Source organism: Parasphingorhabdus sp., from assembly GCF_041748495.1.
In the GTDB taxonomy this organism is placed as follows: Bacteria; Pseudomonadota; Alphaproteobacteria; order Sphingomonadales; family Sphingomonadaceae; genus Parasphingorhabdus.
This window is the reverse complement of record NZ_JBGTDD010000112.1, coordinates 1-15,587: the sequence shown is the minus strand read 5'-3', so window position 1 is coordinate 15,587 and position 15,587 is coordinate 1. Positions and strand designations below refer to the sequence as shown.

19 protein-coding genes are annotated in these 15,587 nt (G+C 59.0%); 13 read left to right on the top strand and 6 right to left on the bottom strand.

Going from position 1 to position 15,587, the window contains the following annotated elements; translation table 11 throughout:
• The 5 genes from ACEW8J_RS10220 to ACEW8J_RS10200 form a co-directional block, all read left to right on the top strand.
• Nucleotides 1-190 (top strand): ribonuclease E inhibitor RraB (locus ACEW8J_RS10220; RefSeq protein WP_373491537.1); only part of this gene is annotated, 190 nt, incomplete at its 5' end.
• 69 nt (nt 191-259) lie between these two features.
• A complete protein-coding gene (locus ACEW8J_RS10215) occupies nt 260-1,012 on the top strand; it encodes a hypothetical protein (RefSeq protein ID WP_373491536.1) in 753 nt (250 codons plus the stop codon).
• Nucleotides 1,012-4,347: a carbamoyl-phosphate synthase large subunit gene (gene carB, locus ACEW8J_RS10210; RefSeq protein ID WP_373491535.1), complete on the top strand. Its 3,336-nt coding sequence runs from the start codon at nt 1,012-1,014 to the stop codon at nt 4,345-4,347. Before ACEW8J_RS10215 ends, carB begins: the two co-directional genes overlap by 1 nt.
• Nucleotides 4,348-4,460: 113 nt before the next feature.
• Complete coding sequence (gene greA / locus ACEW8J_RS10205) at nt 4,461-4,937, top strand: transcription elongation factor GreA (RefSeq protein WP_373491539.1); 477 nt, start codon at nt 4,461-4,463, stop codon at nt 4,935-4,937.
• 5 nt (nt 4,938-4,942) lie between these two features.
• Nucleotides 4,943-5,584 (top strand): rhomboid family intramembrane serine protease, encoded by a 642-nt coding sequence (locus ACEW8J_RS10200; protein ID WP_373491534.1) that lies wholly within the window; start codon nt 4,943-4,945, stop codon nt 5,582-5,584.
• A gap of 7 nt (nt 5,585-5,591) precedes the next feature.
• Here the strand turns inward: ACEW8J_RS10200 and ACEW8J_RS10195 are convergent, their stop codons facing one another.
• The 5 genes from ACEW8J_RS10195 to ACEW8J_RS10175 form a co-directional block, all read right to left on the bottom strand.
• Entirely contained in the window at nt 5,592-5,828 is a 237-nt protein-coding gene (locus ACEW8J_RS10195) for a DUF4170 domain-containing protein (RefSeq protein ID WP_373491533.1), read from the bottom strand.
• A complete protein-coding gene (locus tag ACEW8J_RS10190) occupies nt 5,825-6,376 on the bottom strand; it encodes a YqjD family protein (RefSeq protein ID WP_373491532.1) in 552 nt (183 codons plus the stop codon). The genes ACEW8J_RS10195 and ACEW8J_RS10190 overlap by 4 nt, the downstream gene beginning before the upstream one ends.
• 3 nt (nt 6,377-6,379) lie before the next feature.
• Nucleotides 6,380-6,700: a hypothetical protein gene (locus ACEW8J_RS10185; protein ID WP_373491531.1), complete on the bottom strand. Its 321-nt coding sequence runs from the start codon at nt 6,698-6,700 to the stop codon at nt 6,380-6,382.
• Nucleotides 6,701-6,702: 2 nt separating this feature from the next.
• On the bottom strand, nt 6,703-7,086 hold the full coding sequence (locus tag ACEW8J_RS10180; RefSeq protein WP_373491530.1) for a phage holin family protein: 384 nt from the start codon (nt 7,084-7,086) through the stop codon (nt 6,703-6,705).
• A 62-nt stretch (nt 7,087-7,148) separates the two neighbouring features.
• Nucleotides 7,149-7,685 carry a hypothetical protein gene (locus tag ACEW8J_RS10175; RefSeq protein WP_373491529.1) on the bottom strand — a complete coding sequence of 179 codons (537 nt, stop codon included), beginning with the start codon at nt 7,683-7,685 and terminating at the stop codon, nt 7,149-7,151.
• Nucleotides 7,686-7,889: 204 nt separating this feature from the next.
• Between ACEW8J_RS10175 and eno the strand changes: the two genes are divergently transcribed.
• From eno to ACEW8J_RS10145, 6 genes are all read left to right on the top strand, one after another.
• Nucleotides 7,890-9,164 carry a phosphopyruvate hydratase gene (gene eno / locus ACEW8J_RS10170; protein ID WP_373491528.1) on the top strand — a complete coding sequence of 425 codons (1,275 nt, stop codon included), beginning with the start codon at nt 7,890-7,892 and terminating at the stop codon, nt 9,162-9,164.
• Between the two features lie 100 nt (nt 9,165-9,264).
• A complete protein-coding gene (locus tag ACEW8J_RS10165) occupies nt 9,265-9,576 on the top strand; it encodes a septum formation initiator family protein (RefSeq protein ID WP_373491527.1) in 312 nt (103 codons plus the stop codon).
• Nucleotides 9,577-9,693: 117 nt separating this feature from the next.
• The gene (gene pdhA, locus ACEW8J_RS10160) at nt 9,694-10,779 is read left to right on the top strand and encodes a pyruvate dehydrogenase (acetyl-transferring) E1 component subunit alpha (protein ID WP_373491526.1); all 1,086 of its coding nucleotides are present in this window, start codon (nt 9,694-9,696) and stop codon (nt 10,777-10,779) included.
• The gene (locus tag ACEW8J_RS10155) at nt 10,779-12,251 is read left to right on the top strand and encodes a pyruvate dehydrogenase complex E1 component subunit beta (RefSeq protein ID WP_373491525.1); all 1,473 of its coding nucleotides are present in this window, start codon (nt 10,779-10,781) and stop codon (nt 12,249-12,251) included. Before pdhA ends, ACEW8J_RS10155 begins: the two co-directional genes overlap by 1 nt.
• Nucleotides 12,252-12,267: 16 nt before the next feature.
• Complete coding sequence (locus ACEW8J_RS10150; protein WP_373491524.1) at nt 12,268-12,891, top strand: hypothetical protein; 624 nt, start codon at nt 12,268-12,270, stop codon at nt 12,889-12,891.
• A 68-nt stretch (nt 12,892-12,959) separates the two neighbouring features.
• Nucleotides 12,960-13,403, top strand: a complete 444-nt coding sequence (locus ACEW8J_RS10145) for a hypothetical protein (RefSeq protein WP_373491523.1) — start codon at nt 12,960-12,962, stop codon at nt 13,401-13,403.
• 64 nt (nt 13,404-13,467) lie between these two features.
• Here the strand turns inward: ACEW8J_RS10145 and trmFO are convergent, their stop codons facing one another.
• A complete protein-coding gene (trmFO, locus tag ACEW8J_RS10140) occupies nt 13,468-14,856 on the bottom strand; it encodes a methylenetetrahydrofolate--tRNA-(uracil(54)-C(5))-methyltransferase (FADH(2)-oxidizing) TrmFO (RefSeq protein WP_373491538.1) in 1,389 nt (462 codons plus the stop codon).
• A 48-nt stretch (nt 14,857-14,904) separates the two neighbouring features.
• On the opposite strand from trmFO, the gene ACEW8J_RS10135 reads away from it, so the two are divergent.
• A complete protein-coding gene (locus ACEW8J_RS10135) occupies nt 14,905-15,294 on the top strand; it encodes a VOC family protein (protein WP_373491522.1) in 390 nt (129 codons plus the stop codon).
• The coding region (locus ACEW8J_RS10130; RefSeq protein ID WP_373491521.1) for a DUF488 family protein at nt 15,291-15,587 on the top strand (297 nt) is incomplete at its 3' end. The genes ACEW8J_RS10135 and ACEW8J_RS10130, both read left to right, overlap by 4 nt.

The following is a 15,587-nucleotide window of genomic DNA, read 5'->3' as shown; positions in this document are numbered from 1 at the left end:
TCTGGTCTCCAACGAGGATGACGGGTGGGTGATCGAGCTGCAGATTGATCTCGACACCAAGCGCGACACGATCCGCGAACTGACCCGCAAATGCCTCGAGATCGAGACGGAATATGACATCGACCATGATGGCTGGGGCTGTTTTGCCTGCAATGAGAATGGCGAGATTTCTGACGAGAATCCGGCGTGATGAAGGTGTCATATCCTTTGCAGCGAAAAAATGCATTTACGTTTTATTTGACTGTAGGGAGAATTCAATTTGGTTGAAGAAATCTCTCAATATTTGGCGGTTATGATTGTCAATAGGGCAGTTGAAGAGGAAGGTATTATTGCGCCGAGTGATCAATTTTTGGGGCAGTTTGAAAATATGTTTGGTCTTCAATTATCTCGACAGCAACTTGAAGGCGCCATAAAAATTCTGTCTGAATGTATGATCCTTACGAAGTCAAACGATCCCTTAGCCGGAGAATTTTTAGCAATAAAGACAACGAGTTTTCAAATTTTTAAGCAACGTGTTCGATCTGACTTACGAGAGTATAATCGCATCGTCGAATCGGCCGAAAACGAGCATACCGGAATAAACAGAGCGGAAGGTCGATCCTACAGATATTTGGACAAGTACAATAAATGGCCAGCACTTAGAAATTATGCAGAGTTTGGGGTGGCTTGGATAGCCAAGGTAGTGGAACGATTGCAAAACAACGAACCATTAGAGAGCCTCGTCTCAGGTCTCCCGATTACAAGTAGCTCATGGACGGGAATATCGGATCGAATTGGTATTTCGGAAAAACAAACTATTATTGAAAAAATAGTTTCGTTGCGTTCTGCAATTGAGCAGAGTGATTTGGATGAAATCACGAAGAAAAATGCTCTTGCGCGGGCCAACGCGATAGAATCTTTATTGGAGGCTCCAGATCCTCCTTGGCGAGAAATAGTCGAGCTACTTAACTCGCGATATCTGTGCGCATTTTTAAACGTAACAGCAATTTTGCAAATAATATTTGGATCATAATGCCCAAAAGAACTGACATAAAATCCATCCTGATCATCGGCGCTGGTCCGATCATTATCGGCCAGGCTTGCGAGTTTGATTACTCGGGCACGCAGGCGTGCAAGGCGCTGAAGGAAGAGGGTTACCGGATCATCCTGGTCAACTCCAATCCGGCGACGATCATGACCGATCCGGAAATGGCGGATGCGACCTATATTGAACCGATTACGCCCGAAATTGTCGAAAAGATCATCGAAAAAGAGCGTCCGGATGCCATTTTGCCGACCATGGGCGGGCAGACGGCGCTGAACACGGCGCTGACGCTGAACAAGCGCGGTGTGCTGGCAAAATATGGCGTGCAGATGATCGGTGCCGATGCCGTGGCGATCGACAAGGCCGAGGACCGCGAGAAGTTCAAGGCGGCGATGGACAAGATCGGTCTGGAAAGCCCGCGCAGCGCCGTGGCGCATAGCGAAGAGCAGGCGCTGGAGATTCTCGAGGACATTGGCCTGCCGGCGATCATGCGGCCGAGCTTCACGATGGGCGGGACCGGCGGCGGGGTCGCCTATAACCGCGAGGAATTCGTCCATTATGTTCGGACGTCGCTGGAGGCTTCGCCGACCAACGAAGTGCTGATCGACGAATCGCTGATCGGCTGGAAGGAATATGAGATGGAGGTCGTCCGCGACAAGGCGGACAATTGCATCATCATCTGCTCGATCGAGAATGTCGACGCGATGGGCGTGCATACCGGCGACAGTATCACGGTGGCCCCGGCGCTGACCCTGACCGACAAGGAATATCAGGTCATGCGCAACGCCAGCATCGCTGTGTTGCGTGAAATTGGTGTGGAAACAGGTGGTTCCAACGTACAGTTCGCAGTCAATCCTAAGGATGGCCGGCTCGTGGTGATCGAGATGAACCCGCGGGTTTCGCGGTCCTCGGCCCTGGCATCGAAGGCAACAGGCTTCCCGATTGCCAGCGTCGCCGCCAAGCTGGCGGTCGGCTATACGCTCGACGAGATCGAGAATGACATTACCGGCGCCACGCCGGCGTCGTTCGAGCCGACCATCGACTATATCGTCACCAAGATCCCGCGCTTTGCCTTCGAGAAGTTCAAGGGCGCGGAGCCATTATTGTCCACCGCGATGAAGTCGGTCGGTGAAGTCATGGCGATCGGCCGCAATATCCATGAATCGATGCAGAAGGCGCTGCGCGGACTGGAAACCGGGTTGGACGGGTTCAACCGGGTGCAGGCGCTGGAAGGCGCGAGCCGTGAGGATATTGCCGCGGAACTGGCGCGGGCGACACCCGACCGGTTGCTGGTCGCTGCGCAGGCGATGCGGGAAGGGTTCAGCGATACGGAAATCCACGATATTGCCGGATTTGATCCCTGGTTTCTGGCGCGCATTCGCGAAATCATCGACGCCGAGCAGGGCATATTGGCCGAGGGCCTGCCCAATGACGCCCAGGGCCTGCGCAAGCTGAAATCCATGGGCTTCTCCGATCAGCGTCTGGCCAAGCTGGCGATTGATTCGGTGCATGTCGCGGGTGGAACCGGACGGGCGGTGGCGGAAGGTCACGGGCTGGTTCATGACGCGCTTGCCGCCATGGCGGGGGCGACGACCGAGGCCGAAGTCCGCGCCCTACGCCACAAGCTCGGCGTGCGGCCGGTGTTCAAGCGGATCGATACCTGCGCAGCGGAATTTGCCGCCAAGACGCCCTATATGTATTCGACCTATGAGGCGCCGATTTTCGGTGCGCCGGAATGCGAGGCGCAGCCATCGGACCGCAAGAAGATCGTCATTCTTGGCGGCGGCCCGAACCGGATCGGGCAGGGGATCGAGTTTGACTATTGCTGCTGCCACGCCTGTTTCGCATTGTCGGATGCCGGCTATGAAACGATCATGGTCAACTGCAATCCGGAAACCGTCTCGACCGATTATGACACGTCCGACCGGCTTTATTTCGAGCCGCTGACCGCGGAGGACGTGCTCGAAATCCTGCATGTCGAGCAGCAGTCGGGCGAACTGGTCGGAGTGGTCGTCCAATTCGGCGGGCAGACACCGCTGAAACTGGCGCAGGCGCTGGAGGATGCGGGGATTCCGATCCTCGGCACCTCGCCGGACGCGATCGATCTGGCCGAGGACCGCGAGCGCTTTGCCAAGCTGGTCCACAAGCTCAAGCTGAAGCAGCCGGAGAACGGCATGGCGCGGACCCGCGACGAAGCGGTGAAGATCGCCGAGCGGATCGGCTATCCGGTATTGCTGCGGCCGAGTTTCGTGCTCGGCGGCCGGGCGATGGAAATTGTCGACGGACCGGCGCAGCTGGAAGACTATATCAATACCGCGGTGCAGGTGTCGGGTGACAGTCCGGTGCTGGTCGACCAATATCTGCGCGATGCGATCGAAGTGGATGTCGATGCGATCTGTGACGGCGACGAAGTCGTGGTCTGCGGCGTGCTCCAGCATATCGAGGAAGCCGGCGTGCATTCGGGCGACAGCGCCTGCTCGATTCCGCCTTATAGTCTCGATGACGAGATCATTGCGGAAATGGAGCGTCAGACCGAAGCCTTGGCTTTCGGGCTGAAGGTGAAAGGGCTCATGAACATCCAGTTCGCGGTCAAGGATGGCGAAGTCTATCTGATCGAGGTCAATCCCCGCGCCAGCCGGACGGTGCCCTTTGTCGCCAAGGCGATCGGCGTGCCGATTGCCAAGATCGCCTCGCGGGTAATGGCCGGTGAAAAGCTGAAGGACCTGCCGGCGATCAACCGGCATATCGACTATATCGCGGTCAAGGAGGCGGTCTTCCCCTTTGCCCGTTTTCCAGGCATCGACCCGATCCTGTCACCGGAAATGAAATCGACCGGCGAAGTCATGGGCATTGGCCAGAGCTTTCCGATCGCGTTCGCCAAGGCGCAACTGGGCGCCGGCAATATCCTGCCCGACGGGGGGACGATCTTCATCTCGGTCAAGGAAACCGACAAGAAGGTGATCGAACCGGCAGCGCGCCTGGCCGAGAAACTGGGCTTTCGCCTGATCGCCACGTCCGGTACCGCCGATTATCTGAACGGCAAGGGGATCAAGGTCGAGACGGTCAACAAGGTCGCCGAGGGCCGTCCGCATATTGTCGACCGGATCAAGGACGGCGAGGTCAATTTGATCTTCAATACGACCGAAGGCTGGCAATCGCTGAAGGACTCGAAATCGATCCGGGCGGCGGCGCTGGTTGGCAAGATTCCGATCTTTACCACCGCCACGGCAAGCAATGCGGCGATGCAGGCGATTGAGGCCATGCGCGATGAGACGCTTGAAGTTCGCGCGCTACAGTCCTATTATAAGGCTTCGCAGACTTAATTTTCCGACATTTTGTCACACTGCGGGCGGCCTTTGCAAAAGCGGGACGCCGGAAAACTGTTTTTGATGCTGCACGGCTGAAATCGGCAGCATATCAGCAAGGAAAGGCCAAGATAATGGCTGTTGAAAAAGTACCAATGCTCCTCGAAGGCCATGTCAAAATGGAAGCCGAACTCAAGGCGTTGAAAGCGGAGCGTCCGATCATTGTCGACGCGATCGAAACCGCTCGCGCCCATGGCGATCTTTCGGAAAATGCCGAATATCATGCGGCCAAGGAACGGCAGGGCCAGGTCGAGGCGACGATCGGCGATCTCGAGGACAAGCTGTCCCGCGCCCAGATTATCGATCCGAAGACGCTGTCCGGCGACAAGGCCGTGTTCGGCGCGACGCTGACCTTGCGCGATGAAGATGACAAGGCCGTCAAATATCAGCTGGTCGGCCAGTCGGAAGCCGATGCCAAGTCCGGCATGATCAGTTATAATTCTCCGATTGGCCGGGCCTTGATTGGCCGCCGGGTCGGTGATGATATCGAGGTGACGGTTCCGTCGGGCGACAAATATTTCCTGCTCGAGAAGATCGAGTTCATCTAGACTCCATGAACATGCCGGCTGGAAAACTGACCAACGGACTGATCATCGCCAATGTCGGGGTCTATCTCCTGATCTGGATTTTTGGCTGGGAACAGGATGCGATATTGCGCGGCGGGATGTTCCCGGTCCGGCTGAGCGGAGAGGCGCTTGACCTGTCCGCTCATGGCTGGCTGATGCCGGCCTGGCTGACCCCATTGTCCGCGGCCTTTCTGCACAGCGGCTTGCTCCACCTCGGTTTCAACATGCTGATGCTGCTGTTCTGCGGCCGGTTTGTCGAGCAGGCTTTCGGACCGGGGCTGATGGCGATCCTTTATGTCGTGGGTGCTTATGCGGCGGCCTTTGCCGAATATGCCGTGGACAGCGTTTCGATGATTCCGATGGTCGGAGCGAGCGGCGCGATCTCGGCATTGTTGGGCGCTTATGCGCTGCTGTTTGCGCGCAACCGGGTCGATGCGGTCGGGCCGGTGCCAGGCCATGTCGTGCGGATCATCTGGCTGACGCTGGCGTGGATCGGTATCCAGCTGATGATCGGCGTGGCGACCAGCGGCAATCTGCAGGGTATCGCGATTTTCGCGCATATCGGGGGATTTGTCGCCGGGCTGTTGCTGACCCGGCCGTTGCTGGGTTGGCGGTTTCGCGGCGCTTGATCAGTTTCTAGGCGTCTTCCGGCAGGTCCGGTTCGAGCAATTTGTGCAGATGAACGACGACATATTTCATCTCGGCATCATCAACCGTCATCTGGGCCTTTGACCGCCAGGCATCTTCCGCCGTGTCATAGTCGGGATAGACTCCGACCAGGTCCATCTGGTCGAGATTGACAAATTCCACCCCGCGCGGGTCCTTGACCCGGCCGCCCATGACCAGATGAATCTTGCTGCGTATTTCGCTCATTTTTTGCCCTGATTTTCGTCTTTCACCGCATCCTGTGCTGCGGCCATCGCGGTCTTAGCAGCCTCGATCGCTTTGCCAAACAGATCTTTGAATTGCGCCCGCATATTGTCGTTGTTCAGACCCAGGCTCTGCCCCATTTCGCCAATCTGGTCGCGGCTTGCATCCTTCGCCGCCTGATAGGCGGTTCTAGCGGTTTCGTTGATCCGGCGGCCGGCGCCGCTGACATATTTTCTTTCGGCATTGCTCTTGGGCAGCAGCATCGCAATGAGTACGCCCAGCGCAGCGCCGCCGGCGACAATTGCCAGCGGGTTGTTGGTGAGGGTTTCTTCCGACCTGGCCACGACCTTCTTTGCTGCCCCTTTCGTCGCGGCCACGCGCTCGGCCGCCTTTTCCCGGCCTTCGCCGAGCAGCGCCGCAGCCCGCGCCTTGCTTTCGGACATTCTCTCGCGTGCAGCGAGCGTGCTTTCGGTGGCGATTCCCCTAGCCGTTTCGAGACGTTCCCGGGAGGCGGCGCGGGCTTTGTCGATATTGTCGGTCAGCTTGTTCATAGTCTATTCCTCGATTGGATCAGGATCGGATAGTTTACGGTCGGCAATCAGCTTGGCAATGGGTTTGCGCATTGCGATCAGGGTCGCGGTCGCTGCAACGGTTGCGGTGAGACCCGGGTTGGCCCTGATCCCCCGGATCGCATCGGTGCCGACCTTGCGGACGCGCGCCGCGGCCTTGCCTTTTGCTTCGGCAATCAGATTGGATGGCTTCAGCCGTTCCCTGGCTTCTCTGGTATCCCGCTTCAGATTATGGCGGGCCTGATCCCGGTCCATTGCACGGTTGCGCAGGTTGAATATCTCGTCATTGTTTTTCGGCATCATCATTCTCACGCATCATGTTCGTCCAGCGGCAGTTTTCTTGCCCGTTTGATTGCCATATTCATCGTGACCGCGGCAATCAGCAGCGCCAGGCCTGTCACGATCGCGGTTGCCGCCACGGGACCCAGATATTCCGCGAGGACCAGCAAAACCCCCAGGATGAGGGCAATGATCGCCATCGTTCCGAATATGATCGCAACCCCGACCAATAGCAGAAGACGCTTGGTCGCCGCCATGTTCACCGACAATTTGGCTCGATAATATTCGATCTCGGCATAGGCCAGAATGCGAACGTCATCGATCAGTTCGTTGAGCTGCGACTTCAGAGTTTTCGACTCCGCTTCGTCCGCCATCGCGGCTGCGGTTTCTTCGGCAAGATGATCTTCATCCAAAACGGGAATATCCTTGTCCTGCAACATCCATCACCCGCTTATCTGCTGGTGCCATGCTACACTCATGCGTCGCGATCATCCATCCCGGATTTGATCAGACGGGATACCAGAAAGCCGACCACTGCTGCTGCGCCGATGGCCACTGCCGGGCTTTTGCGCACGAAGCCGCGCGCATCTTCCACCATTTCGTCAATTTCCTTGGCGTTCAGTTTCTCGGCGAAGGAGGAGACGGAGTCTGCGGCCGAACGGGCGTAGTCGCCATATTTCTGACCGACATTGTCGTCGATGGTTTTGGCACTATCCTCGATCATCTTGCTCAGATTTTCGATCGCATTGCCGGTACGTTCCTTGCCCTGGCTGGCGGCTGATTTGGCTTTCGTCATTGCGCGTTCCTTGAAATCGGAGGTTGCGGGCTTGCTCGCTGGACCAGATTTGGTCGCGCCGGCTTTTAGCGGAGCGGCTTTTTGTGCGGTGGTGCTGCGCATTTCCGAAGTGTCCTTCCGGGCAGCAGATTTTTTGACTGCGGCTTTCTTGGCGGCGGGTTTCTTTTCCCCGGCCTTGGCCGACGACTTGCCGATTGATTTCCTGATATCTGCCATGATCGAATTCCCTCTTCTCTATCCCTTATAAACACACCACAAGCGGAAAGCGTTCCATTCATGGTCCCATTTCCTTCGAAATGGTATCATTCGCTTTTGAATCAAGGGGCCAGGCGATCATAAAAGCGGCGCAATGGATTGCAACCCGCCCACCGTCACGATAAGGCCGTGGCCAACATTTTCTCTATATCCGGAGCCATTTCCATGACCGCAATCATCGACCTTCATGCCCGCCAGATATTGGACAGCCGGGGCAACCCGACGGTGGAGGTTGATATATTGCTGGAGGACGGGAGCTTCGGCCGCGCTGCGGTGCCGTCGGGTGCATCGACCGGTGCCTATGAGGCGGTGGAATTGCGCGATGGTGACCAGGGCAAATATCTTGGCAAAGGTGTTCTCAAGGCGATTGCGGCGGTCAATGGCGAGATCAAGGACGCGCTGACCGATCTTGATGCCGAGGACCAGGAAGAACTGGACGCGCTGATGATCGCGCTGGACGGCACCGCCAACAAGAGCCGACTCGGCGCCAATGCGATATTGGGTGTCAGCCTGGCGGTGGCTAAGGCCGCTGCCGACGCACGCGGCCTGCCGCTCTATCGCTATGTCGGCGGCGTATCGGCGCATGTGCTGCCGGTACCGATGATGAACATCATCAACGGCGGCGAGCATGCCGACAATCCGATTGATTTTCAGGAATTCATGGTGATGCCGGTGGGCGCAGACAGTCTGTCGGAAGCGGTGCGCTGGGGGTCGGAAATTTTTCACACGCTGAAAAAGGGCCTGTCCGAAAAGGGCCTGGCAACCGCAGTCGGCGACGAAGGCGGATTTGCTCCCAACCTCGGTTCGACTCGCGAAGCGCTCGATTTCATCATGGCTTCGGTGGAAAAGGCCGGGTTCAAGATCGGTGACGAAGTGGTGCTGGCGCTGGATTGCGCCGCCACGGAGTTTTTCCGGGACGGCAAATATCATATCTCCGGCGAGGGCAAGGTGCTCAGCCCGGCAGAAATGTCGGACTATCTGGCAGATCTGTGCCGGGACTATCCGATCAAGTCGATCGAGGATGGCATGTCGGAGGATGATTTCGAAGGCTGGAAGCTGATCACCGATGCGGTCGGCGATACCGTGCAACTGGTCGGCGATGATCTTTTCGTGACCAATCCCGAACGGCTCTCGATGGGGATCGCAGACGGCCTGGCCAATTCGCTGCTGGTGAAGGTCAACCAAATCGGAACCCTGTCCGAGACCCTGGCCGCGGTGCGGATGGCGCAAAACGCATCCTACACGGCGGTGATGTCGCACCGGTCCGGCGAGACCGAAGATTCGACGATCGCCGATCTGGCGGTGGCGACCAATTGCGGTCAGATCAAGACCGGCAGTCTGGCGCGCTCCGACCGGCTGGCAAAATATAATCAGCTGATCCGGATCGAGGAAGAACTGGGTCATGCGGCGCATTATGCCGGACGTTCGATTTTCGGTTGATTGTCTTTACTCGTTGCTATGAGGCGCTTGGGCGTTCTTGTTGCGAAATAATCATCAAGTCTCTTGCCAGCGAATCACTTTTCTGATTCAAGGTTCGATCATGGCACAACGGGAAAAAATAGCAGATCTGATCAAGGCGGCTCTCGGTCCCGGATTTGCGCTGATGACGCTGCTGGCGATCGCCGGCTATGCCGTGCTTGGGCCGACCGGGATTTTGGCCTGGGGCGAGTATCAGGCCCAGCTGGAACTGCGCGGGATTGAAATGGCCAAACTGGAAACCGAACGCGATGCTTTGCAGAACCGCGTCGAATTGCTCGATCCCAATGGGGCTGATCCAGATCTGATCGGGGAATTGCTGCGCAAGAAAGTGAATGTCGTGCATCCGGACGAGATCATCGTTCCGTTGAAATAACAGCCGGCCATTCTGTACCGCGAGCATAAATTTTAGCCTGTAATCGAGTCTAAAGGCTTGGGTAACGAGACAGCTTTGGCTATGCTGCAGGCTCGTTACAAAAAGGATCCCGCTCGCGTGGCAAAAGCTCCCCAGAAAAGCACACCGGCCAAAAAATCCGCTGCGCCCAAGCGCGCACCTGCCAAAGCCAAGCCGGTCGTACATTCCACCGGCGGACTGAAAGCACCGATTTACAAGGCCACCAAGGCAGAGATGCTGGAATTTTACGAGCAGATGCTGCTTATCCGGCGGTTCGAGGAAAAAGCGGGCCAGCTTTATGGCCTCGGCCTGATCGGTGGATTTTGCCATCTGTACATCGGTCAGGAAGCGGTGGTTACCGGGCTGCAGTCGGCGATCAACCCCGGCAAGGACAGCGTCATCACCGGCTATCGCGACCATGGCCATATGCTGGCCTGCGGGATTGACCCCAATATCGTGATGGCGGAGCTCACTGGCCGCGCTTCCGGCATTTCGAAAGGCAAGGGCGGTTCCATGCACATGTTCTCGGTCGAACATGGCTTTTACGGCGGCCACGGTATTGTCGGCGCGCAGGTCTCGCTCGGCACCGGTCTCGCCTTTGCCCATAAATATAAAGAGGATGGCGGCGTCTGCCTCGCCTATTTCGGGGATGGTGCGTCCAATCAGGGGCAGGTTTACGAAAGCTTCAACATGGCGGAACTCTGGCAATTGCCGGTGATCTTCGTGATCGAGAATAACCAATATGCGATGGGCACGAGCGTCAACCGCGCTTCTGCCGAGGACCAGCTGTACCGGCGCGGAGAGAGTTTTCGAATTCCCGGCGTCCAGGTCGACGGCATGGATGTCCTTGCCGTTCGGGGTGCCGTGGAAGAAGTGCTGAAGGACGTGCGCGGCGGTGGCGGACCGGTGTTGATGGAACTGAAGACCTATCGCTATCGCGGCCATTCCATGTCAGATCCGGCAAAATATCGCAGCCGCGACGAGGTGCAGGATATGCGCGAGAAATCCGATCCGATCGAACGGTTGAAGATGGCCTTGCTGAAAAAGGGCGTGAAGGAAGAGGAACTGAAGGACCTGGATAAAAAGGTTCGCAAGACCGTCGCGGACGCGGCAGATTTTGCCGAGGAATCGCCGGAACCGGAACTGTCGGAACTCTATACCAACGTGCTGGTGGGACAATATTGATGGCGATCGAACTGAAAATGCCCGCCCTGTCGCCGACCATGGAAGTCGGCACCGTCGCCAAATGGCTGGTCAAGGAAGGCGATGAAGTCGTTTCCGGAGACATATTGGCGGAAATAGAAACCGACAAGGCCACGATGGAATTCGAAGCGGTGGACGAAGGCGTTATCACCAAAATTCTGGTCGAGGCTGGCACCGATGAAGTTGCGGTCGGCACGGTCATTGCCGAAATGGCTGGCGAGGACGAAGCGGCCGACCCGGCGCCAAAGAAATCGCCGTCCGAGGCGACTGCAGATGATGGCGAGGCGGAGGACGAAAACCAGCAAGAGTCCAAATCCAAGGATGAAACCAAATCCAAGGATGAAACCGAGGATGAATCCAAGGCCAAGGATGAACCGGATTCCAAGGAAGAAACAACACCGGAAATCATGCAGGCTGCGCCGCCTGCGCCGATTTCCAGAGCCGAAGATCCGGACGTGCCCGAAGGTACCGAACTGGTTTCGCTCTCGGTCCGGGAAGCGTTGCGCGATGCGATGGCCGAGGAAATGCGCAAGGACGATACCGTCTTCGTGATGGGCGAAGAGGTGGCGGAATATCAGGGTGCCTATAAGGTGACCCAGGGTCTGCTCGAGGAATTTGGTCCGAAACGGGTGATCGACACGCCGATCACCGAACATGGCTTTGCCGGTGTCGGCGCTGGCGCGGCCATGGGCGGTCTGAAGCCGATTGTCGAATTCATGACCTTCAATTTCGCGATGCAGGCGATCGATCAGATCATCAATTCGGCCGCCAAGACCAATTATATGTCGGGCGGCCAGATGCGCTGCCCGATCGTGTTCCGCGGGCCCAACGGCGCTGCCGCGAGAGTTGGAGCGCAGCACAGCCAGAATTACGGGCCATGGTATGCCTCGGTCCCAGGGCTGGTGGTGATCGCGCCCTACAGCGCGGCCGATGCCAAGGGCCTGCTCAAGGCGGCGATCCGCAGCGAGGATCCGGTCGTGTTCCTCGAGAATGAGTTGCTCTACGGCCAGCATTTCGACGTTCCGGAGATGGAAAACTATGTCCTGCCAATCGGCAAGGCGAGGATCGTCCGTCCGGGCAAGGCCGTAACGCTGGTCAGTTACTCGATCGGGGTCGCTGTCGCCCTGGAGGCGGCCGAAGAGCTGATGCATGAGGGGATCAACGCCGAGGTGATCGACCTCCGCACCCTGCGCCCGCTCGACAAGCAGACGGTGCTGACGTCACTCGCCAAGACCAACCGGCTGGTGGTGGTCGAAGAAGGCTGGCCAACCTGCTCGATCGCCAGCGAGATCATGGCGATCTGCATGGAGGAGGGCTTTGACGACCTCGACGCGCCGGTGATGCGGGTGACCAACGAGGATGTGCCGCTGCCCTATGCCGCCAACCTCGAGAAGCTGGCGCTGATCAAGGCCAGTGACGTGGTGAAGGCGGCCAAGGCGGTCTCTTATCGCTGACGGCCCAAGGGCTGAAATGCGGGACCGTGATCTCGTCCGGCTCTACTGGCCGGTCGAGCTCCGGCCCGCCTTCGACGCATTGTTCGGTATTGACGATGCGCTAGCTGAGGTTGTCGTGACCTCGACACAGCCGGCTCTGGGCGCCATCCGCCTCGCCTGGTGGCGCGAAGCGCTGACCCGGCTTGACGCCAGTCCGCCACCGCCCGAGCCGCGGCTGCATGCGGTTGCTGCCGAGCTGCACTCCCGTGGCATTACGGGCGCGAGGGTTGCCGAGCTCGAGGACGGTTGGGTCACTCTGCTGGATGAAGAGCCGAACCTGGAGCGAGTGGCGGGCAGGGGAACCAGGCTGTTCGCCATGGCCGCCCAGCTGTTGGGCGGGTCGGATGAGCTGATCGATGTAGCTGGGCGGCTTTATGCCTATGGGACCGTAAGACGGCGGGGTTTAGGGCCCATGCATCGCTCGACGGAGGAACTGCACCAGTTGGTAGGCCATCATTTCCCTCGCCGATTGCGGCCGCTGACCGGGCTTGCCCGGCTGGCCGCGCGTGACGTCAAGCAGGCACCCAAGCTGGAGCCTGAGGCGACGCCGGGCAGAGCTGCAGCGCTGTTATCGCACCGGCTATTTGGGATAGTTGTTTAACCGGTATTGAATCAGCGCGGTTTTGTCCGTAACAATTTGCCCGCCGGATCGCCCCAACTGGAGGGCATATGGCTCGTATCCTGGCCGGCGTAGCCGCATTTTTCCTGCTCCTGACCGGTGTTTTCCTCATCTGGCAGGGGCATGCCGAGGAACCGACCATGGCGCCCGCGCCCAATCCGCGACTCGCCGCCATCCCCGGGCCGATAAGGCTGTCCGCGATTCCTGCGGCGCCCGAGGCAGACGCCAAGAGCAAGGAAGAGAAGCGCTTCGCCCGCGCCGACAAGGACGAGAATGGCCGGATCAGCCTGGCCGAACTGGTCGAGCCGAGGCGCAAGGCCTTCGCCAAGCTCGACCTCAATCAGGACGGCAAGCTGAGCTTCGAGGAATGGGCGGTCAGGACGATCGATAAGTTTGAGGGTGCCGATGCGGATGACAGCAATTGGCTGACGCCGGCGGAGTATGCCGCGACTGCGCCCAAGCCGGCACGCAAGAAGCCGGCCTGTAGCTGTTGAGTTTCTCCCCCCGTTTGGGCCCCACGAAAGTACTACTTTCGTGGGAACCCTTTGCGGGAGGGGATTAGGGGGTGGGACTGCCGCTGAACGCGGCCCCCGACGCTTCGGCGGCAATCCCACCCTCGTCATCGCCAGACCCGGCGGTGGAAAGCCAGTCGTTCAAAGCAGCGCGTGCCCGGTCGGTGTACATGCGCTTGCGCTCGGCCTTTTTGGTGCGGCCTTCGATTGGGGGCATCAGCCCGAAGTTGATGTTCATCGGCTGGTAGGTCGCGGCCTCGGCACCGCCGGTGATATGGCCGAGAAGGGCGCCCAGCGCGGTTTCGGGCGGCGGGGCGGCAAGAGTTCGGCCCTGCGCTTCCGCGGCGGCGAAGCGCGCCGCCAAAAGGCCGATGGCGGCGCTTTCGACATAACCTTCGCATCCCGTGATCTGCCCGGCGAAGCGGATGTGGGGCATTGCCTTCAGCCTGAGCTCGTGGTCGAGCAGCTCGGGCGACCGGATGAAGCTGTTGCGATGGATACCGCCGAGGCGGGCGAACTCGGCGTTCTCAAGCCCCGCGATCGTGCGGAAGATGCGCACCTGCTCGCCATGCTTCAGCTTGGTCTGGAAGCCGACCATGTTCCACAGCGTGCCAAGCGCATTATCCTGGCGGAGCTGGACGACGGCGTAGGGCCAGCGCCCGGTGCGCGGATCATCGAGGCCGACGCCTTTCATCGGCCCGTAGCGCAGCGTCTCGACCCCGCGTGACGCCATTACTTCAATCGGCATACAGCCTTCGAAATAGGGCGTATCCTTTTCCCACTCCTTGAATTCGGTCTTCTCGCCCTCGTTCAGTGCCTGGACGAAGGCTTCATACTGCGCCTTGTCCATCGGGCAGTTGATGTAGTCCTTGCCGCCCTTGTCCCATCGAGCCGCCATCCAGCAGACGCCCATATCGATGCTGTCGTGGTGGATGATCGGGGCGATGGCGTCGAAGAAGGCGAGGGCGTCGGAGCCGGTGACCTTGGCAATCGCTTCGGCGAGGCCGGGTGCGGTTAGTGGGCCGGTAGCGATAATAGTCAAGCCGGAAGCGGGGAGGGCGTCGACCCGCTCGCGGATGATCTTGATGTTGGGATGGGCGGCGATCCTCGCGGAAACTTCGGCGGCGAAACCGTCGCGGTCGACCGCCAGCGCCGAGCCTGCGGGCACCTTGTGCTGGTCCGCAGCGGCCATGATCAGTGAACCCAGCGCCCGCATTTCCTGGTGGAGCAGGCCGACCGCGTTATTCTCTGCATCGTCCGAGCGGAAGCTGTTCGAACAGACCATCTCGGCCAGCCAATCGGTCTCATGGGCCGGGGTCATGTCCCCGCCACCTCGCATTTCGCTCAGGTGGACGTTGAGTCCGGCCTCGGCCAGCTGCCAGGCGGCCTCGGATCCAGCCAATCCGCCGCCGATGATGTGGATGTCGTAAGTCATCGCGGCGTGCGATAGACGCTGCCACAACCGGAATCGAGGAGGATCAACATGCTCGATCATATTGGGCTGGCGATATCCGATATCAGGCGCTCGGAAGCATTTTATACGGCGGCATTGAAGCCGCTCAGCATCACCAAATTATACGAATATGGCCCTGACAAGACCGACAGCGGCGGCACGGCCATCGGCTTTGGCAAGGATATGATGCCGTTCTTCTGGATTGGCGACAAGGAGCGCACCGGGGAAGGAACGCATGTCGCCTTCACCGCTCCCGACCGAGCCGCGGTCGATGCCTTTTATGAAGCAGCGATCGCCGCCGGTGGACGGGATAATGGCGGGCCCGGCCTGCGGCCCAAATATCACCCTAACTATTATGGCGCTTTCGTTCTCGACCCCGATGGAATCAACGTCGAGGCGGTGTCGCATCGGCCCGAATGAAGATTTTCACCATCGGTTATGAAGCCGCGACAATGGCTGAGTTCCTTGCGGCACTTCAGCAGGCGGGCGTCGAGCGGGTGATCGATGTGCGGGCGCTGCCGCTTTCGCGCCGGCCGGGTTTCTCGAAGTCGCCGCTGAGGGCGGCGCTGGCCGAGGTCGGGATCGACTATGTCCATCTGAAAGCGCTCGGGACGCCGGCCGACGGACGCCAGGCAGCGCGGGCGGGGCGGCAGGACGACCTCGAACGCATTTATGCGGACCAGCTTGAACTGCCCGAGGCGATCGTTGCCGCT

Excerpts from the sequence above, each read along its gene's own strand:
- carB (WP_373491535.1), top strand. The coding sequence starts at position 1,012 with ATGCCCAAAAGAACTGACATAAAATCCATCCTGATCATCGGCGCTGGT.
- ACEW8J_RS10200 (WP_373491534.1), top strand. The coding sequence starts at position 4,943 with ATGAACATGCCGGCTGGAAAACTGACCAACGGACTGATCATCGCCAAT.
- ACEW8J_RS10195 (WP_373491533.1), bottom strand. The coding sequence starts at position 5,828 with ATGAGCGAAATACGCAGCAAGATTCATCTGGTCATGGGCGGCCGGGTC.
- ACEW8J_RS10190 (WP_373491532.1), bottom strand. The coding sequence starts at position 6,376 with ATGAACAAGCTGACCGACAATATCGACAAAGCCCGCGCCGCCTCCCGG.
- ACEW8J_RS10185 (WP_373491531.1), bottom strand. The coding sequence starts at position 6,700 with ATGATGATGCCGAAAAACAATGACGAGATATTCAACCTGCGCAACCGT.
- ACEW8J_RS10175 (WP_373491529.1), bottom strand. The coding sequence starts at position 7,685 with ATGGCAGATATCAGGAAATCAATCGGCAAGTCGTCGGCCAAGGCCGGG.
- eno (WP_373491528.1), top strand. The coding sequence starts at position 7,890 with ATGACCGCAATCATCGACCTTCATGCCCGCCAGATATTGGACAGCCGG.
- ACEW8J_RS10165 (WP_373491527.1), top strand. The coding sequence starts at position 9,265 with ATGGCACAACGGGAAAAAATAGCAGATCTGATCAAGGCGGCTCTCGGT.
- ACEW8J_RS10155 (WP_373491525.1), top strand. The coding sequence starts at position 10,779 with ATGGCGATCGAACTGAAAATGCCCGCCCTGTCGCCGACCATGGAAGTC.
- ACEW8J_RS10150 (WP_373491524.1), top strand. The coding sequence starts at position 12,268 with ATGCGGGACCGTGATCTCGTCCGGCTCTACTGGCCGGTCGAGCTCCGG.
- ACEW8J_RS10145 (WP_373491523.1), top strand. The coding sequence starts at position 12,960 with ATGGCTCGTATCCTGGCCGGCGTAGCCGCATTTTTCCTGCTCCTGACC.
- trmFO (WP_373491538.1), bottom strand. The coding sequence starts at position 14,856 with ATGACTTACGACATCCACATCATCGGCGGCGGATTGGCTGGATCCGAG.
- ACEW8J_RS10135 (WP_373491522.1), top strand. The coding sequence starts at position 14,905 with ATGCTCGATCATATTGGGCTGGCGATATCCGATATCAGGCGCTCGGAA.